Source organism: Arthrobacter sp. K5 (assembly GCF_040448525.1).
Lineage (GTDB): Bacteria > Actinomycetota > Actinomycetes > Actinomycetales > Micrococcaceae > Arthrobacter > Arthrobacter globiformis.
Genome location: NZ_CP159279.1, coordinates 2,052,462 through 2,069,695, shown reverse-complemented (window position 1 = coordinate 2,069,695; position 17,234 = coordinate 2,052,462). Strand labels below are relative to the sequence as shown.

Here is a 17,234-nt window from a genome sequence, read left to right as displayed (position 1 = left end):
ACTGGCCGTCCGTGCCCGGGCCGCGTCGCCGCCCGTTTCGCCGAGAGCCGGGGCGGCCACCTGGGACCCTGGCGCCCCGGCAGCACTGCCGGGCGCCGCGGTCCCCGAAGTTTATGGGGACATTATGGAACCGAAGTGGCACCTGCGGATATAGGACGCGGGATCAGGAAAGAACGACGTCGGCCCGGCGGCCGCCGCTGATGTCGGCCGGCCGGTTGGGTGCGCGGTCAGCGGTCAGGTGCGCGGCGCGCGGTCAGGGGCGGGGCCCCAGGCCGTGGGCCGTCAGCGGGCCCACAGGGCAGAGTTTGTTGACTGTCTCAGTGAGCTGGCGTGGGCGGAATGGCTTGATCAGATAAGCAGCTGCTCCCGACGCCATGCCGGCCATTTCGTCGTCGAGCTCCGCCCTCGCGGTGATGAACAGCATCGGCGCGTCAGAGCGCGCACGGATGTGCCGGGCGACGTCCAGGCCGTCCATGTCCGGCAGGTTCAGGTCGACGGTCACCAGGGCCGGGTTGTGTTCCCACGCCGCAGCCACACCCTCAACGCCGTTGCCGACTGCATGAACGTCGAACCCGATCCGCGCCAGGATCAGTGTGAGCAGATCGCGAATATCCTGGTCATCCTCGATGACCAGGCAAAGCCCCCGTGAACCCAACCTGCCCCCCGGCCTGTAGTAGGTGTGCATAGTTTAGGGCCCGAACCTCAAGAAGTGCACGGCCTTGGCGCGAAAAAACCCCGCACCATTGTGAAGGCGGTGCGGGGTTTTCCGTGGGCGACCACCCGCATGGGGGAATAGGGTGGGCCCCACCCAAAGTTACCCGCGCGTAGGTTTGTCCTTCAAATGTACGTTTTCGATTGGTCGGGCCGCTCCGTCTGGAAACTGCACCCGCATCAGCGGACGCGCGTGCTGCCAGAGTCGGCCATGCGGGTGCGGTCGATGGCCGCCATAGCGTACCGCAGGTCGGACAGGCCCGATCGTTGTGGGTCCGGCGGCGGGCTGGGTTAGGCAGCCAGGTCCCGGAGGGTGGACCAGGGCCACCGCCGCCGGCCCTGGGTACAGTGTCCGCCTTCGTTCTTGGAAGAACTTTGGAGTTCCCGTGGGCCGTCACGGTGAAACGGGGGGTCTGCCGGTGGAAGTCCCAAGGTGTCCCAGTCATTTCCCCATGTCAGCGGGCAATACTGCCAGCGTCCTGAAGGAGACGGAGTCCGCGCCCCGAACCCTCGGAACAGCCGGGTCCGGCCGCACTCCCCCTCGCGCACCGGACCCGGCAACACCCTCCCTCCCGCATGAACCCCACGGGCACGCGCCGCCGCCAGAGGGCGGGCACCAACTCAGAGGCGTGTTGCACAGGCCACGTTCACAGGTTGTTCACTCCGAGCTGGTTCCATTGGTGCATGGACTCGAATGCTGGCAATGATCACGACGCCGCCATTATTCCGCCGGTGCGGGGCACGTTGACCCCCGGGGCGGAGGCGGCGATCCGGAGACCGGGCGGCCCCGCCCGGGCCGGCGTTGCCGGCAGCGTGCCCGTTGACGGCTCCGTCGTTTTCGCCTGGGTCGACGGGCTGTCCTCCCGCAGGCTGCATCTTGCCGGAGATCCGCTGGTTGTCCTGCCGGAGCTGGAGCACACGGAGGCGTTTTAGTGCTGCCCCGAGCTGGTGCCGGTGAATTTGTGCCGTGGGCGGGTTTTTGTCAGAGGGTTCTGGAAGAGTGCTGTCCGGGACGCATCGGACGGCCCGCGAGTAGTATCGAAAACATTCACGGCCCGGAGGGTTCCGGAGACTGGAGCAGCACATGCAACTCGGCGCTTTCTCACTCAGCCTCGCCGTCAAGGACATCGCGGCCTCGGCTGCGTTCTACGAGAAGCTGGGATTCACCAGGTCCGGCGGCGAAATCGACCAGAACTGGCTGATCCTGCGGAACGGACAGACGGTGATCGGCCTCTTCCAGGGCATGTTTGAGAAGAACTCCCTGACCTTCAACCCGGGCTGGAACCAGGACGCGCAGCGGCTCGACTCATTCACCGACGTGCGCGATCTCCAACGCCAGCTGAAGGACCAGGGCATTCCCTTCGTTGCGGAAGCCGGAGACGGTACGGGGCCGGGCAGCTTTATCGTGGTGGACCCCGACGGCAACCCGGTCATCATGGATCAGCACGTCTGATCCGTAGCCTCCAACCAAGAGGATCCAGAAAATGCCTAACCCTGAGGATCTGGTCAGCGTCCGGTACATGGTGGACGACGTCGAAGTCGCCGTCGGCTTCTACACGAAGCACCTCGGCTTCACCGAAAGGATGAACGCGGCACCGGCGTTTGCCGACGTCGTGCGCGGTCAGTTGCGCCTGCTGCTGAGCGGGCCCACCAGCTCGGCGGGCCGGCCAATGCCCGACGGCGCGGTCCCGGCGCCGGGCGGATGGAACCGGATCCATCTCATCGTGAGCGATATCGCCGCCGAGGTGGACCGTCTGCGGGCCGCGGGGGTCCCGTTCCGGAACGACATTGTTAAGGGGCCGGGCGGCCAGCAGATCCTGCTGGAGGATCCGGCCGGAAACGTCGTCGAGCTGTTCCAGCCCGCCGGCCAGTAGACGCCGAAAATGCAGAAGCCCCGCCCGCCGGATTCGGTTGAATCCAGCGAACGGGGCCTGTGCGGCTCGCGGGGCTGCGCGGCCAGGGTGACTGTCCGTTAGTGGGCTGCCGTCGCAGGGGTCTTGTGGACCAGGTAGATGGCGCCGGTGGTGACGTCCTCCTCGAGTGCTTCGAGGGTGCGGCCGCGGGTTTCCGGGACCTGGGTGTAGATGAAGATGAGGGCCAGGATGCCCACGATGCCGAACATGAAGAACGTTCCGGTGATGCCGACCGATGCCACCAGGGTCGGGAAAAACAGGCCCAGGAAGGCGTTGGCGATCCACAGGCAGAAGATGGAGACGCCGATCGCGAAGCCGCGGATGTGCAGGGGGAAGATCTCCGAGAGCATCACCCAGACGGCGATGTTGAGGAAGGTCTGCATGGAGCCGACGAAGGCAACCACCAGGAAGAGGATCACGAAGGGCCGCGCCGGGTTGCCGACGGGCAGCGCGATGGAGGCAATGCCGATCAGGAAGTGGCAAATGGTGGTCAGCGTGAAGCCGAGGAGCAGGGTGGTGCGGCGGTTGACCCGCTGCATCATGCTCAGTGCGATGACGCCGCCGACGACGGCGATGACGCCGGGAGCGATGTTGGCAATGAGGGCGCCGCTGGAGCTGAAGCCGGCCTCAACCAGCACGGACTGGCCGTAGTACATGATCGAGTTGATGCCGGTCAGCTGCTGCGCCACGCCCAGCCCGATGCCGACGAGCAGGATGCGTAGGATCCACTTGTTCTTCAGTGCGCCCCAGCCGGAGAGGTTCATTTCCTCTTCCTCGTCGGCCAGGTGCTTGACGTCTGCCATCTCCGCTTCGGCGCGGTCGCATGAGCGGATGGTCTTGAGTACGGCCAGGGCTTCCTGGGTACGGCCGCGGGAGATGAGCCAGCGCGGGGATTCCGGCATCCGGAGCATGCCGAGGAACAGGGCGACGGCCGGTACCGCGGCGACAGCGAGCATGATGCGCCAGACGCCGCCGAATTCGCCCCAGAGGTTGCCGATGATGGCGTTGACGACGAACGCTGCGAGCTGGCCGATGACGATCATGAGTTCGTTGCGGCCGGCAAGTGAGCCGCGGATTTCGTAGGGGGCGAGCTCGGCGAGGTACACGGGGACCACGGACGAGGCGCCGCCGACGGCAAGGCCGAGGATGACACGGCCGACGACCATGACCTCGAAGTTCGGCGCGAACACACAGGACAGGGCGCCGACGAGGAACAGGACTGCCAGCAGGATGATGGTCTTCCGGCGGCCCCAGGTGTCGGCGAGCCGGCCGCCGCCCACGGCGCCGGCCGCGGCGCCGAACAGCAGGGAGCTGGTCACGATGCCCTCGGTGATCGGGGTGAGGCCTAGATCGGCGGTCATCGGCCGGAGTGCGCCGTTGATGACACCCGTGTCGTAGCCGAACAGCAGGCCGCCGAAGGTTGCCACCATGGCGACCATTCCGAGGCGCTTGCGGTGCGGTCCGTTCGTGAGCGGCGGCAGCGAGGGCGTATGCGCGCCGTCGCGCTGGGCTTGGGTTGCAGACATAAGGACTCCTTTGTCTCAAGTTTGCGGGACGTGTGCCCGCTGTCACATACAGACTAACGCGCGAAAGTCTTAAATGTAAGGTCAAACTTACAAATGACTCGATTTTCCGCTGTTTCCCCTCGTGGGAGGATGGCGGTATGACCATTCAGCGGCAGCAGCGGCCGGCCACCCAGGCTGACGTTGCGCGCGAAGTCGGGGTTTCCCGGACGCTGGTGTCCTTTGCCTTCCGCGGTACCTCAGGGGTTAGCGACGAGACCAGGCAGGCCATCTTCGACGCCGCCAAGCGTCTGGGGTACCGGCACAATGCGGCAGCCGCCGCCCTGGCAAGCAAGCAGCGCACCGCCGTCGGGCTTTACCTCCTGGACCTCCGGAACGAGGTCTTTTCGGATGTCCTCAACGGCGTACGGCTGGCGCTCCCGCAGGCGCGCAACCGGCTCATCCTCAGCGTTTCCCGCTCGATCGGCGGCGAGGACCAGGGGGCCCTTGACTCGCTCATCGAGGCACGTGTGGGGATCATCATCGCCGCGACTTTGCTGGACCCCGACGAGCGGGTGCGGGAACTGGCGCAGATGGTCCCGGTGGTGAGTGTCACGCGCCGGGTGGAGGGCGTGGACAGCGTGTACCCGGACGACCATGCCGGCGCCCGGGCCGCCGTCGAGCATCTTCTCGGACTTGGACATACGAGGATCGCCCACCTGGCCGGGCCGCAGTTTGACGGACACACGGTGCGCCGGGAAGCCTACGAGCAGATCATGCGGTCCGCCGGCCTGACCCCTCAGACCGTGGCGGCCGGCGATTTCACGCATGAGGCCGGGGAGCGTGCGGCGGCGGAGCTGCTGGCCGGACCGGACCGGCCGACGGCGGTCTTCACCCATAACGACCAGTTCGCGCTGGGTGTCCGCGAAGCCGCGTACGCGATGGGCCTGACCATTCCCGGGGACCTGTCGCTCGTGGGTTATGACGATTCGCCGACGGCCCGGCTCCACGGGATCGACCTGACCTCCGTGGACCTCCATGCTGTGGAGCTCGGGAAAATTGCCGGAAGCGTCGCGCTGGAGCGGCTCAATGACCCCGGCGCCCCCATCGCGGACAGGTGCATCACGCCCCAACTGGTGGTCCGGCGTTCCACGGCTCCGTCGGCCTCTTGATTGAACTGCCCGCTCTTGTTGCACTTGAGTACGCACGTCTGTGGGCTTGAACCGCTTCCTCCGGCGGTTCAACGCTCCGACCGCCAACCCCAGGAGACCGCCATGACCGCCGACCCAGCCAAGAAGCCTTCCGTCCTGTTCGTCTGCGAGCACAATGCCGGCCGCTCACAGATGGCTGCAGGGTTCCTCACCAGCCTGTCCCGGGGAGCGGTTGAGGTGCGTTCCGCCGGCATCCAGCCGTCGCACGAGGTGAGCCCGTCCGTGGTCGAGGCCATGGCCGACGTCGGCGTCGATATTTCCGGCGCAGTCCCCAAAGCCCTCACCACCGGCGCACTCCAGGAGGCCGACGTCGTGATCACCATGGGGTGCGGCGACGAGTGTCCGGTGTTCCCCGGCAAGCGCTACGAGGACTGGGAGGTGGCCGACGCCCGGGGCAGGGGCATTGAGTCGGTCCGCCCGGTCCGCGACGAGATCCGGACGCGCGTCGAGGCCCTGGTCACCGAGTTGCTGCCCGCCCGGCATACCGACGCCCAGTAACAGTTTCCGTGAATGAGCCTGAAGAGAAGGAGCCAACAGTGAGCAAGAACGCCAAGCCCGAGGACGCCAGCACCGAAAAGACCAGCGCCGAAAAGACCGGTGCCGCGAAGGCCAGCAGTGAGCAGTTGATCATTATCGGTTCCGGGCCCGCCGGCTATACAGCCGCGATCTACGCCGCCCGGGCCGGACTGAAGCCCCTGGTCCTTGCCGGCTCGGTCACTGCGGGCGGCGCGCTGATGAACACCACCGAGGTGGAGAACTTCCCCGGCTTCCCGGGCGGCATCCAGGGGCCGGAGCTGATGGACGGCCTGCAGCAGCAGGCGGAGAAGTTTGGCGCGCAGGTGGTGTTCGACGACGCCACCCAGGTCCAGCTCAAGGGCCACCTTAAGCGTGTGGTCACCGGTGGCGGTGAGACCTATGAGGCTCCGGCGGTCATCCTGGCCACCGGCTCGGCGTACAAGGAACTCGGGCTGTCCGAGGAGAAGAAATTCAGCGGCCACGGCGTCTCGTGGTGCGCCACCTGCGACGGGTTCTTCTTCCGCGACCAGGACATCATCGTGGTCGGCGGCGGGGATTCGGCGATGGAGGAGGCCACGTTCCTGACCAGGTTCGGGAAGTCCGTGACCGTCGTCGTCCGCAAGGGCGAGCTGCGCGCCTCCCGCATCATGGCGCAACGGGCCAAGGACAACCCGAAGATCACGTTCGCGTGGAACTCGGCCGTGACGGCGATCCACGGCAACGGCAAGGTCAGCGGCGTCACCCTGACCGACACCCGCAGCGGTGAAACCCGGAAGCAGTCCGCCACCGGGCTCTTTGTGGCGATCGGGCACGTGCCGCGCACCGAACTGGTGGCAGGGCAGGTGGAACTCGACGCCGAGGGCTACATCAGGGTCGATTCACCCACCACCTGCACCAACCTGAGTGGCGTGTTCGCGTGTGGCGACGCCGTGGACCACCGCTACCGCCAGGCGATCACCGCCGCCGGCACCGGGTGCGCGGCTGCCCTCGACGCCGAGCGGTACCTCGCCGCGTTGGAGGATGCGGACAGCATCGCCACGGCACTGGTCGAGGAGCCCACCCACGCCTGAGCCGCCGTCGAGTTCCGTCCGGCGAACCCAACTAGGTAGCAGCACAGGGCGTTCCCAGGCCTGGGAGGGCCCTGTGCTGCTACCTACATGGGCGACGCCCGGGCGGAACGGGCGCATGGATGGGGGAGGCCCGTGGATGGGGGAGGCGCGCGGCTTAAATTTATGCGCGGCTGAAATTTTAAGGGACGGCGGCGGCTGGGGGGGCCGCCCTGGTCTCAGACAGGCGACACCGCCGCCGGCCCAGCCCCGGTGGTCGCCTTAATTATCGTCTTCACTCGACCCAAAGAGAAGTGGGAATTGGCGCTGAAGTGCTAGATAAATTTCTGCACGCGGCTCCATCCGGGATCATAGGCATGGGTGACCTGGACGTCCTGGCGGGAGCGGGCAAAGCGGTCGAAGCTGTCACGTCCGTTCTGGTCCTCAGAATCGCTGTAATAGTGCAGGACGCGAAGCCCGTTTGAGGTTTCCGAGGCCACCACCCTGCCGCGGGGCCCGACCAACAAGTCCAAGCCCTGTTCAAGATGGAGGAGCCGGATCAGTGCCTCCCCGTCCGGCAGCCCGTCATCCCCGGTCCGCCGGTAACTGATCCGGACGGCAGTGTGCAGGTCCAGCAGCGGGTGATCAACCCACCGCAATGGCCGCAGGGCGCAGACGATCACCCTGTGCCCCGAGGAAATTTTGGCCTCGCGCATCGTCCATCTGGGGTCTAGGTTCCGGGTTGCCACGGCCTGGAAGAAGTCGGGGACGATGGCGGCGGGCTGGCTGTCTCGGGGATCGGCCCGGGTCACGTTGATGGCGCCAACCCACCGCTGGACATCGTCCTCGCCGAGCAGCCAGTCCACCAGCAGGCGGCCGGCCTGGCGGCAGTCGTTGGTGCCCATGCCCGTGAAAGCAGGGTGGAAGACCGTCAGTTCAGCCAGGGTACGACGTTCGTCCCAGTCCACCGCAACCCGGGCCAGCCCCAGGTCCACCGGTTGCTCCAGACCTTCGAGGGTGCCGGCCAGCATGCCGGGACGGGGCTCCCGTGCCGCGGCGAATTCCCAGGTTTCAGTGGGCGGGGGAGCCGCCCTCCGCCATCGTTCGGCCAGGACCCGCAGCCGGGGGTCCCCGCCGCCGGAGACGCAGAGCCGGTGCCGGGAGTGGGCGCCCGGGCCGGTCTCCCAGCGCAACTTGGGGTGAATGGCCATCACCATGGCACCGATGATTTCCGGGAGGTCGGCGTACATGCCGGTCATGACAGCCGCCGTGGCCAGGCCGGTTCCCGCCACTGACCACCACCGCCAAAAGGCGCCCACGGCTTCCGTCTCCGTCGCGCTGTTCCGCCGCACCAACTCCATCGGGCCTCCTCGTCGTGCTGGTGTTCGCGCCATCCAAACCTGTTCAGGATCATGCGGGACGCCGCTCAAGACGAGAGCACCGTAGCCACAAGTTTCGCGCAAGAGTTAGAACGGCGGCCCAACTGGCTGGCGGTTGTGGTCGTTTTCAGCCGTCAAAACAACAACAACTGCGAGCTACTTGAGTGACCGGGACGGGCGGACGTCGCGGGGACCGGCCGGGTACCCGCGGTGACGGCTGGCGAAGATGATCACCAGCGCCACGGCCAGGGGAACCGCCGCCGCGAGCGGCACGAAAAGCGCGCCGACGGTGTTGAGGGCAAGCGCACCGTACGCGGCCCCGACGGCGATGCCGAGCTGGATGGTCACCACGGCCAGTCCGTTGGCGGCGTCCTTGTGCTCCCCGCCGGCGCGGAGGATCGCCGCCTGGTTGTAGATGCCGGCGGCTCCGAAGGTGATGCCCCAGAGGGTCAGGAGTGCGAGGCTTCCGGCCCACGTGCCGCCGAGTGCTGGCAGGAGGGCGAAGCTGGTCAGGAGCAGTGCCACGCCGGTCAGGACGGAGCCCCGGGGACGGGCGTCCGCCGTGAGGCCGGCAATCCAGATGCCCACCAGGCTGGCCACGCCTATGACGGACAGGGAGATGCCGGTGGCGTTATCTGGCAGGCCGGCGGCCAGCAGGAACGGGGCGATGTAGGTGAACAGGGCGAAGTGGCCCAGGAGCAGCAGCGGCCAGGCCGTGGCGACGGCGATGACCCCGGGCAGTGCCATGGCCGCGCGCAGCGACGGTGCTGAGTCCCGGTCGGCGTCGGAAGCCGGAGGCAGCAACCGGACGGCGAGCAGAGCGAGGAGCGCAGCGATCCCGGCCAGGACAAGGAAGGACGAGCGCCAGGAGAGCACGGATCCCATCATCGTGCCGAGCGGGGCGCCGACGGCCAGAGCGATGCTGTTGCCGCTGAAGACTATGGCCATCGCCTTGCCCACAGAATGCGCCGGCACGATCCTCGCAACGTACGGGGCCATGCTGGACCAGAGCAGGCCGTGGGCCACGCCGCCGAGGAGCCTGGCGGCGATGGCGAGGGGCAGGTCGGGGCTGAAGGCCAGCAGCACGTTGCTCAGCGCGAAGGCCAGCACGGTCACGATCAGCAGGGTCTTGCGGGGCATCCGCCCGCCGAGCAGCCTGGACAGAGGAAGCGCCGTGATGACGATGACGGCGGCGTAGGCAGCCGTCAGTGAGCCGACGGCCGATTCTTCCACGCCCAGGTCACGGCTGATCTGCGGAAGCAGCCCCGACGGCAGGAGTTCGGTGGTGACGGCGGTGAACCCGGCCACGGCCAGGATGAGCAGACCGGCCCGCGGGATCCTTGAAGGGCGGGCCGGCTGAGCGGGGGTGATGGCGGACCGGCCTGATGGGGCCGGCATCGGGGTTCCGGATCCGGAGAGTTCTTGGGTCACGTATTTTCCTGAAGGTTTCGTAATTGGTGTCGCCTGCCCGTTGCCCCGGGGTGGTGGAACGGCCGACGGCGGGCCGCCCCCTTAGGGGACCGGCCCGCCGTCGGGCGTTTATCGCCTTAGAGGGTGGCGGTGTCAATCACGAAGCGATAGCGCACGTCCGAAGCGAGGACGCGCTCGTAGGCTTCGTTGATCTTGTCAGCCGGGATGACCTCGATCTCGGCGCCGATGCCGTGCTCGGCGCAGAAGTTGAGCATCTCCTGGGTTTCGCGGATGCCGCCGATCATGGAACCGGCGAAGGCGCGGCGTCCGCCGATGAGCGCAAACGCGTTCACCGGGAGCGGCTCTGCCGGGGCACCGACGTTGACCAGGGTGCCGTCGAGGGACAGCAGCTGCAGGTAGGAGCTGATGTCGATCGACGCGCTGACCGTGTTGATGATCAGGTCGAAGCTGCCGGCGAGCGCTTCGAACGTGCCGGCGTCGCTCGTGGCGTAGTAGTGGTCCGCGCCGAGGCGAAGGCCGTCTTCCTGCTTCTTGAGGGACTGGGACAGGACGGTGACCTCTGCGCCCATGGCGTGGGCGAGTTTGACGGCCATGTGGCCAAGTCCGCCGAGGCCGACGACGGCGACCTTCTTGCCGGGGCCGGCCCCCCGGTGCCGCAGCGGGGAGTAGGTGGTGATGCCCGCGCACAGCAGGGGAGCGGCGACGTCCAGATCAATGCCCTCGGGGATGGTGACGACGAAGTCCTCGGTCACCACAATGTGGGTGGAGTAGCCGCCCTGGGTGATGGTGCCGTCGCGGTCGACGGCGCCGTACGTGCCGACCATTCCCTTCAGGCAGTACTGTTCCTCACCGGCCAGGCAGTTGGCGCACTCCTTGCAGGAGTTGACCATGCAGCCGACGCCCACGCGGTCGCCAACCTTGTGACGGGTCACTTCGGCGCCCACCTCGGTGACGATGCCGGCGATCTCGTGGCCGGGTGCGAGCGGGTACTGCTGCGGGCCCCAGTCGCCGCGGACGGTGTGGATGTCGGAGTGGCAGATGCCGGCGTACTTGATTTCGATGAGGACGTCGCGCGGGCCGACGGCGCGGCGCTCGATGGTGGTGGGGACCAGGTCCTCGGCGGCGGAGGGCGCTGCGTAAGCGTTGACGGTAGGCATGGTTCTCCTGTTTATAGGTGGGTATGGGAACGGGCCGTAAGTGAAAGAGATCCGTTTCTTTCATCTACTTAACCCCAGCGCCGCGGCGTGAGGCAGACCCTGCTGAAAGGGGTAACGACAGGGACCCCCAAGACTCTTCCCGTTTGTGGCGGACAGCACGGTATCGGCTTTTGATGGGACGGGCTTTTTAGGGGGAGCGAGGTGTCGAGGGCTTGCTCGGCTCAGGCCTGGTGGCCGCGGCCAGGTTGACGGACGTGCCCTTGGTGAAGGTCGACGGCGGTCGTGCCGTCCGGCGCGGTGCGTTCGTCCGGCACCGCGTTTTCGGGAGGTCTTTCGGAGGATTCCGCGGCAGTTGCCGCCCAGCTGGCCAGCAACCGCAGGCCGTCCGCGGACGGCGAACCCGGCTCGGCAGTGTAGGTGAACATGGTGAGGCCGGGCGTGGCCGTCAGCTCCAGCCCGTTGAAGTGCAGATCGAGCCGGCCGACGGCCGGGTGCTGGAACGTCTTGGCACCGGTGCGGTGGAGCCGGACATTCCGTTGCGCCCACCGCCTGCGGAATTCCTCGCTGCGGGTCGACAATTCCCCGATGAGGTCCGAGAGGCCTTTGTCGAACGGGTCGCGGCCGGCTTCCGCGTGCAGCAGTGCCACACTTGTGTCGGCCGCCAGGTTCCAGTCCGCGTACAGGCTTTCGGAACGACGGTTGAGGAACGCGAACCGGGCGAAATTCACGGGCCGTGCCGGGTCTTCGTAGGCCGGTGAGTACAGGGCGCGGGCAAGGTCGTTGGCCGCAACGATGTCCAGGCGGCCGTTCTGGACGAAGGCCGGTATGCCCGCCATGCCGTCGAGGATGAGCTGGACGCTGGGGTGGATCGCCTGCGCCGGCTGCCTCCGCCGCCGGGCGGCGGGCCCGGCGGCCCGGGCAAGGTTGAACAGGTGCTCGTTCTCCGCCTCGTTCAGCTGCAGGGCGCGGGCGATGGCCTCCAGGACGGAGTCTGACACGCCGGCCAGGCTTCCACGCTCGACGCGTGTGTAGTACTCAACGCTCATGCCGGCCAGCAGCGCCACTTCTCCACGGCGCAGGCCGGGCACGCGCCGCACGCCGCCGAAGTCCGGCAACCCCGCCTGTTCGGGAGTGAGCTTCGCTCGCCGGGAGGCAAGGAACTCCCGTATCTCATTCCGGTTGTTCATATCCTCCACGTTACGGACGCCGTGAACGACGTGGGAGTCCCTGTCAGGGCCTGCCTGCCGCGGGGCCGCCTCAATTACTGTGAATCAGGGGGGGATTGCCCCTGTGACAGCCGAACAGCGGCGGGAACGGAGCATGCAGAGTGGCGAGAATATTCATCACAGGTTCTGCGGGCGGACTCGGGCTGAATGCTGCGAGGGCGCTGATGCAGCAGGGCCATGAAGTGGTGCTGCACGCGAGGGATGAGTCACGGTTCGCGGACGGCGGCGAGGTCCGGGACCAGGCCCTGGGGACCGTCGTCGGGGATCTGGCTGGCATCGCCGGGACGGTGCGTGTGGCAGAGCAGGCAGACCGGTACGGCCCGTTCGATGCCGTCATCCATAACGCCGGGGTGTACAGCGGCAGCCAGATCTTTGCGGTGAACACCGTTGCGCCCTACATCCTGACCGCGCTCATGACCCGGCCGCGCGGGGTTGTGTACATCAGCAGCGGCATGCACCGGTCCGGCACGCCTGACCTCCAGGGAATCGACTGGACGAACGCGGCCGGGCGGCCGGCCGCCTACTCGGACAGCAAGCTGTACGTCACCACGCTCTCGGCCGCGGTGGCAACCCGCTGGCCGGACGTCGAAAGCAACGCGGTGGATCCAGGCTGGGTCCCCACCCGCATGGGCGGAAGCAGTGCGCCCGATGACCTGGAGCTGGGGCACGTCACGCAGGTGTGGCTGGCCACCCGGGAGGCCGCGGACAGCCGCGTGTCCGGAGGCTATTGGTTCCACCAGCAGCGCAGGCAGCCCCACCCGGCCGTGAACGACGCCGCCTTCCAGGCTGCGCTGCTCCAAGCGCTCGAACGGCACACCGGTTTCGCCCTCGGACCCAACTAGGTCGCAGCTGAGGGCCTTCCCAGCGTTGGGAACGCCCTGAGCTGGTGCCCAGTTGGGTCAGCGGCGGGTGAGGAGGCCCCGCACCAGCGTCAGGCCCTGCCCCAGGTTGATCGAAGGCAGGTAAGCCCGGGTGATGGCGTTGGCGATCGCGGGCAGGGCAGCAGCGTCGGGGTAAAGCAGGTACATGGGTTCGTAGTCCGGTTTGAATTTCGCCTTGAATGCCAGCAGGGAACGGAAGCCGTAGACGGGTTCCAAGGCTGCGCCGAGCCAGTCGAGCAGCCGGTCCAGGCCGCCGTTCGCGTCGTGGCCGGCAGGCGCGCCAGAACCGGCAGGCGCGCCAGAACCGGCAGGCGCGCCAGAACCGGCGGAGGAACCAGAGACGGAACCGGCCGGGACCCCGCCCGCAGGCGAAGAAGACGGCACCCGGGCCAGCGGTGCCCCGGAGAGGCTCATGAACTCGCACCCCTCGTCCTGCAGGCTCAGTGCGGCGGAGGCGATGAGGAAGTCGATGCTCGCGCGGAAGCCGTCGCCGCGCCGCCGCATGAAGTCGAGCGTCCAGCCCACCACGTATCCGTTCCGGTACACCGGCAGCCACGACGCCACCGCGTGGACGGTGTGGTCGGCATCGATGGCCAGCAGGCAGCGGACCTCGGGGTCGTCCAGCTCATCCAGGCTGCCGAGCGTGAAGCCCATCTCCGGGACTTTCTTGTCCGCCACCCACTCCTCGGAAATCGCTTCGATCTGGGCCTGGACGGCGATCGGCGCGTGGGCAAACGTGGTCCATTCGGCGCGGATCCCGGCCTTGGCCGCCCGGTTCAGCGCGGTGCGGATGTCCTGGAATTTCTTGCCGCGGAAGGACACCTCGTCCAGCCGCAGCACGGTTTCCTGCGCCACCTGGACCGAGCCCCATCCCAATGATCCGGCCACGCCGCGGAGTTCCTCGGACACGAAGTAGAAGCACGGCGTCCACCCGCTGAACCGGCAGTGCCGGGCGAACTCCGTGAACGCGGCTTCCCGCTCGGCCCGCGGACCCACGGGCGGCCCGAGCGCCACGGCCACCCCGCTGAGCACCCGGTACGCGATGAAGCTCGTTCCGGAGAACCAGTAGCTGTTCCCGCTCCACGTGGTCATCCAGGAGAGCGAACCGCCGCCGTGCGACTTCAGGATGCGCCGGGCCCGCTCCTCGTCCGCGCTGTGCCGGCCATGGGCCGGACGCAGGAACGTCCGGAGCAGCAGGAACCCGGTCCACGCCCAGAACACGACGCCGATACTTTCGTAAAGGACGACGGCGGCGGTGCTTTCGGGGTAGAACGCCGGTGAGCGGTCCACCAGGAATCCGAGGGGCAGGAACCTGTCCGGGACGTCGGCCAGCAGCTGAAGCAGGCCAGGCGCAGGAGTGAATCCGTCGGCCAGGGCCAGTCCCAGGGCCGCATACAGCAGGCCCAGCAAAACCAGGGCAACCACCACCCGGCGCGCCAGCCGCAGGTACGTTCCTCGGGGCGCACGCACCGGGAACAGGTTCCGGCCTGCCAGCAGGAGCCCCGCCAGGAAGACAGGCAGGAGCATCGGCAGCACCAGGCTGAGCGGGTGCGAATAACCCGACAGCTCGATCCCGCCCACGCCCTCGCGGGCGGGCACACCCGGACCGGGCGGCGGCAGCAGGACGCCGGCAATGGTGACGGCGGCCAGCAGGGACAGCGAGGCCTGGATCAGGAGGGCACCCGCCCAGGCGAACCGCCGCCCGCGCCGCAGGCCGTCCGCGAACAGGAGCAGCAGGAACGACGGCAGGATGGCCATGAAGATTCCACCCGCCCCGGCACGCAGCTGCAGCTGCGCTGCCGCACAGTCCCTGAAGTCAGCCGGGCGGGAACAGGACGCCTGCAGCGCCGCAGGGTCCACCGGCTGGATGTTGGTGAACAGGAACTTCAGTACAGAAAGAGGTCCGACGGCGTGCGGCGCCAGTCCCGCGATCACGGGACCGATCGCCGCGACCGTCAGGAGCAGCGCCACCAGAATCCGGGCCTCGTGCCGGGAGACGGCGGGCCTGCCGAAGCGCGGGCGCCGGCCCAGCAGCACCGGGCCCAGCAGCCCTCCTGCCGCGGCCGCCCCGAGCCGGACGAGGTCCTCGAAGCCTCCGGCATACATCGCAAACAGCAGCAGCACGGCGAGCAGGACAACGCGGATCCGGCGCCGCCACAGGGTGGACAGGGCGGCGGTCGCCGCCATCGCGGCCGCGCAGGCCAGGGCGCTCGGCCCCAGGAAGAAGTGCCCGCTCAGGTCCCGGATCCAGCTCCCCATCAGGCCCCGGGCCGCGGCGAGGAACCCGAGCGTCGCCACGATCCCCAGCACGTGCCCGGCCAGCGCCGCCGCAGCGAACTTCAGGGGTCCGACCCGGCGTTCCAGCGGGAGCCCGGCCAGAAGCACCACGAGCGTGCCCACCACGTATCCCGCCAGGTCCCGCTCCCAGAACGCGGAGAGCAGCAGGGCGTACCAGTGGTCCGGAACCGAGCGTGAGGTGGCCGCGACGTGGAGCAGAAGAAAAGACGGCGGGCCGGAGCGGAAGCTGCCGGACAGTGCGCCCGCGGCCCAGAAGAGAACGACGAAGATGAGGGTGGCAGGGGAGCCGCGCAGAACCCGGGCCCAGCCCGCGGGTGTCCGGTAGCCGGAGGGTACCCGTCGTCCCTGGTCCGGCTGCCGCATGGGTGAAGGGCTCCTTTCAAAGGGCTCTTCGATTGTTCCACACCCGCTCTGGAACACGTCCTCTCTGGAACACGTCCGCTGCCTCCGTCGTGATCCACGGGCAGGGGTGGGTAGCCAGTGGCGGAATTACAGCATCACCAGGGGTTCCGCCGTCGGTACAGCTTGGTCCTGAACCGCGGCCGGCAGTTTGCTCGGGGCGCCGAGGGCTCGGTAGTCCCAGCCGGCGGCGCGGTAGGCCTCGGCGTCGAGTGCGTGCCGGCCGTCGACGATGTTCCGCCGCTGCACCAGGGTACCGAGCGCGGCGGGGTCCGCCCGGCGGAAAACGTCCCATTCGGTGAGCAGGGCCACGATCTCGGCGCCGGTGACGGCGGCTTCGAGGGTGTCGGCGTAGGCGAGGTCCGGGTAGGCGCGCCGGGCGTTGTCCATGGCTTTGGGGTCGAACACCGTGACCTTGGCTCCGGCCTGGTGGAGCATGCGGGCCACGTCGAGGGCGGGGGCGTCGCGGATGTCGTCGGAGTCGGGTTTGAAGGCTGCGCCGAGGACGGTGACGTGCACGCCGGCCAGGTCCCCGCAGGCCATTTCCGTGATGAGGTCCACGGTGCGCTGGCGGCGGCGCTGGTTGATGGCGTCGACCTCCTGCAGGAAGCCCACGGCCTGCCCGACGCCGAGCTCCCGGGCCCGGTGGGTGAAGGCGCGGATGTCCTTGGGCAGGCAGCCGCCGCCGAAGCCGAGGCCGGGTGTGAGGAACCGGCCGCCGATGCGGTTGTCGTAGGAGAGGGCCGTGGCGAGCTGGTTGACGTCGGCGCCGGTGGCTTCGCAGATTTCGGCCATCGCGTTGATGTAGGAGATTTTGGTGGCCAGGAAGGAGTTGGCGGCGGCCTTGACCAGTTCGGCGGTGGCGGGGTCGGTCTCCACCACTGGGGTGCCGTCGGCGATGACGGGCGCGTAGCAGGCGTCGAGGAGTGCGCGGGCCTGCCTGGAGGCCACGCCGAACACCAGCCGGTCCGGGTGCAGGGTGTCCTCGACGGCGTGCCCTTCCCGGAGGAACTCCGGGTTCCATGCAAGCTCGGCCAGGCTCCCCGCCGGGGCGTTCAGCTGCAGGAACTGGGCCAGCCGCTCCGCCGTGCCCACCGGAACCGTGGATTTGCCGGCGACGAGGCAGGCCCTGTCCAGGTGCGGTGCCAGCCGGGCGAGGGCGGCGTCCAGGAAGCGGAGGTCGGCGGCCGGCGAGTCGGGCTTCTGCGGGGTACCGACGCACAGGAAATGAATGTCTGCGCCCGCCGCGGCGGAGAAATCGGTGCTGAAGCTTAGCCTGCCGCTGTCCAGCATCCGGCGGAGCAGTTCCTGCAGTCCCGGTTCGTAGAACGGCAGTGTTCCGCTGGCCAGTGAATGGATCTTGTTCTCGTCGACGTCGATCCCCACCACGCTGTGCCCCAGCAGCGCCATGCAGACGGCGTGCGTGGCGCCAAGGTACCCGGTCCCGATAACGGACAGGGAAAGCCCCAGGGCCGGTGGTCCCGCCGGATCGGAGGAGTCGGAGGTATCGGACGGGTCGGACGGGGCGTTCGTGGCCGCGGTTGGCGGGTTGTTCATGTCAGGC

15 protein-coding genes are annotated in these 17,234 nt (G+C 68.1%); 7 read left to right on the top strand and 8 right to left on the bottom strand.

Translation table 11 applies throughout. The features are described 5' to 3' along the window. Positions 1–253: 253 nt before the first annotated feature. The gene (locus ABRP34_RS09295; protein ID WP_043418887.1) at positions 254–655 is read right to left on the bottom strand and encodes a response regulator; all 402 of its coding nucleotides are present in this window, start codon (positions 653–655) and stop codon (positions 254–256) included. Positions 656–1,395: 740 nt separating this feature from the next. Between ABRP34_RS09295 and ABRP34_RS09290 the strand changes: the two genes are divergently transcribed. The 3 genes from ABRP34_RS09290 (at position 1,396) to ABRP34_RS09280 (ending at position 2,585) form a co-directional block, all read left to right on the top strand. Next, complete coding sequence (locus ABRP34_RS09290) at positions 1,396–1,644, top strand: hypothetical protein (protein WP_353713009.1); 249 nt, start codon at positions 1,396–1,398, stop codon at positions 1,642–1,644. A gap of 151 nt (positions 1,645–1,795) precedes the next feature. Beyond that, complete coding sequence (locus tag ABRP34_RS09285; RefSeq protein WP_353713008.1) at positions 1,796–2,164, top strand: VOC family protein; 369 nt, start codon at positions 1,796–1,798, stop codon at positions 2,162–2,164. Positions 2,165–2,195: 31 nt separating this feature from the next. Beyond that, complete coding sequence (locus ABRP34_RS09280; protein WP_353713007.1) at positions 2,196–2,585, top strand: VOC family protein; 390 nt, start codon at positions 2,196–2,198, stop codon at positions 2,583–2,585. Between the two features lie 98 nt (positions 2,586–2,683). Here ABRP34_RS09280 and ABRP34_RS09275 read toward each other — a convergent pair whose 3' ends face one another. After that, positions 2,684–4,150: a sugar porter family MFS transporter gene (locus ABRP34_RS09275; RefSeq protein ID WP_353713006.1), complete on the bottom strand. Its 1,467-nt coding sequence runs from the start codon at positions 4,148–4,150 to the stop codon at positions 2,684–2,686. Between the two features lie 137 nt (positions 4,151–4,287). Between ABRP34_RS09275 and ABRP34_RS09270 the strand changes: the two genes are divergently transcribed. From ABRP34_RS09270 to trxB, 3 genes are all read left to right on the top strand, one after another. After that, positions 4,288–5,298, top strand: coding sequence for a LacI family DNA-binding transcriptional regulator (locus ABRP34_RS09270; RefSeq protein ID WP_353713005.1), 1,011 nt, complete (start codon positions 4,288–4,290; stop codon positions 5,296–5,298). 102 nt (positions 5,299–5,400) lie between these two features. Next, on the top strand, positions 5,401–5,835 hold the full coding sequence (locus tag ABRP34_RS09265; RefSeq protein ID WP_353713004.1) for an arsenate reductase ArsC: 435 nt from the start codon (positions 5,401–5,403) through the stop codon (positions 5,833–5,835). Positions 5,836–5,960: 125 nt separating this feature from the next. After that, positions 5,961–6,923, top strand: a complete 963-nt coding sequence (trxB, locus tag ABRP34_RS09260) for a thioredoxin-disulfide reductase (RefSeq protein ID WP_043418888.1) — start codon at positions 5,961–5,963, stop codon at positions 6,921–6,923. Between the two features lie 311 nt (positions 6,924–7,234). Here the strand turns inward: trxB and ABRP34_RS09255 are convergent, their stop codons facing one another. The 4 genes from ABRP34_RS09255 to ABRP34_RS09240 form a co-directional block, all read right to left on the bottom strand. Then, a complete protein-coding gene (locus ABRP34_RS09255) occupies positions 7,235–8,260 on the bottom strand; it encodes a hypothetical protein (RefSeq protein WP_353713003.1) in 1,026 nt (341 codons plus the stop codon). A gap of 174 nt (positions 8,261–8,434) precedes the next feature. Then, positions 8,435–9,676: an MFS transporter gene (locus ABRP34_RS09250; protein ID WP_353713339.1), complete on the bottom strand. Its 1,242-nt coding sequence runs from the start codon at positions 9,674–9,676 to the stop codon at positions 8,435–8,437. A gap of 149 nt (positions 9,677–9,825) precedes the next feature. Further along, the gene (locus ABRP34_RS09245; protein WP_353713002.1) at positions 9,826–10,866 is read right to left on the bottom strand and encodes an NAD(P)-dependent alcohol dehydrogenase; all 1,041 of its coding nucleotides are present in this window, start codon (positions 10,864–10,866) and stop codon (positions 9,826–9,828) included. Between the two features lie 221 nt (positions 10,867–11,087). Beyond that, the gene (locus tag ABRP34_RS09240; RefSeq protein ID WP_353713001.1) at positions 11,088–12,053 is read right to left on the bottom strand and encodes a helix-turn-helix transcriptional regulator; all 966 of its coding nucleotides are present in this window, start codon (positions 12,051–12,053) and stop codon (positions 11,088–11,090) included. Between the two features lie 140 nt (positions 12,054–12,193). Between ABRP34_RS09240 and ABRP34_RS09235 the strand changes: the two genes are divergently transcribed. Further along, the gene (locus ABRP34_RS09235; RefSeq protein ID WP_353713000.1) at positions 12,194–12,934 is read left to right on the top strand and encodes an SDR family NAD(P)-dependent oxidoreductase; all 741 of its coding nucleotides are present in this window, start codon (positions 12,194–12,196) and stop codon (positions 12,932–12,934) included. Between the two features lie 57 nt (positions 12,935–12,991). Here ABRP34_RS09235 and ABRP34_RS09230 read toward each other — a convergent pair whose 3' ends face one another. Beyond that, complete coding sequence (locus ABRP34_RS09230; protein ID WP_353712999.1) at positions 12,992–15,634, bottom strand: DUF2156 domain-containing protein; 2,643 nt, start codon at positions 15,632–15,634, stop codon at positions 12,992–12,994. A 126-nt stretch (positions 15,635–15,760) separates the two neighbouring features. Continuing rightward, positions 15,761–17,227, bottom strand: coding sequence for a UDP-glucose/GDP-mannose dehydrogenase family protein (locus ABRP34_RS09225; RefSeq protein ID WP_353712998.1), 1,467 nt, complete (start codon positions 17,225–17,227; stop codon positions 15,761–15,763). Positions 17,228–17,234: the final 7 nt, after the last annotated feature.

What these genes read in the sequence shown, in the direction of transcription:
- ABRP34_RS09290 (WP_353713009.1), top strand. Translation starts at nt 1,396, where the DNA reads ATGGACTCGAATGCTGGCAATGATCACGACGCCGCCATTATTCCGCCG.
- ABRP34_RS09285 (WP_353713008.1), top strand. Translation starts at nt 1,796, where the DNA reads ATGCAACTCGGCGCTTTCTCACTCAGCCTCGCCGTCAAGGACATCGCG.
- ABRP34_RS09280 (WP_353713007.1), top strand. Translation starts at nt 2,196, where the DNA reads ATGCCTAACCCTGAGGATCTGGTCAGCGTCCGGTACATGGTGGACGAC.
- ABRP34_RS09275 (WP_353713006.1), bottom strand. Translation starts at nt 4,150, where the DNA reads ATGTCTGCAACCCAAGCCCAGCGCGACGGCGCGCATACGCCCTCGCTG.
- ABRP34_RS09270 (WP_353713005.1), top strand. Translation starts at nt 4,288, where the DNA reads ATGACCATTCAGCGGCAGCAGCGGCCGGCCACCCAGGCTGACGTTGCG.
- ABRP34_RS09265 (WP_353713004.1), top strand. Translation starts at nt 5,401, where the DNA reads ATGACCGCCGACCCAGCCAAGAAGCCTTCCGTCCTGTTCGTCTGCGAG.
- ABRP34_RS09255 (WP_353713003.1), bottom strand. Translation starts at nt 8,260, where the DNA reads ATGGAGTTGGTGCGGCGGAACAGCGCGACGGAGACGGAAGCCGTGGGC.
- ABRP34_RS09250 (WP_353713339.1), bottom strand. Translation starts at nt 9,676, where the DNA reads ATGCCGGCCCCATCAGGCCGGTCCGCCATCACCCCCGCTCAGCCGGCC.
- ABRP34_RS09245 (WP_353713002.1), bottom strand. Translation starts at nt 10,866, where the DNA reads ATGCCTACCGTCAACGCTTACGCAGCGCCCTCCGCCGCCGAGGACCTG.
- ABRP34_RS09240 (WP_353713001.1), bottom strand. Translation starts at nt 12,053, where the DNA reads ATGAACAACCGGAATGAGATACGGGAGTTCCTTGCCTCCCGGCGAGCG.
- ABRP34_RS09230 (WP_353712999.1), bottom strand. Translation starts at nt 15,634, where the DNA reads ATGCGGCAGCCGGACCAGGGACGACGGGTACCCTCCGGCTACCGGACA.
- ABRP34_RS09225 (WP_353712998.1), bottom strand. Translation starts at nt 17,227, where the DNA reads ATGAACAACCCGCCAACCGCGGCCACGAACGCCCCGTCCGACCCGTCC.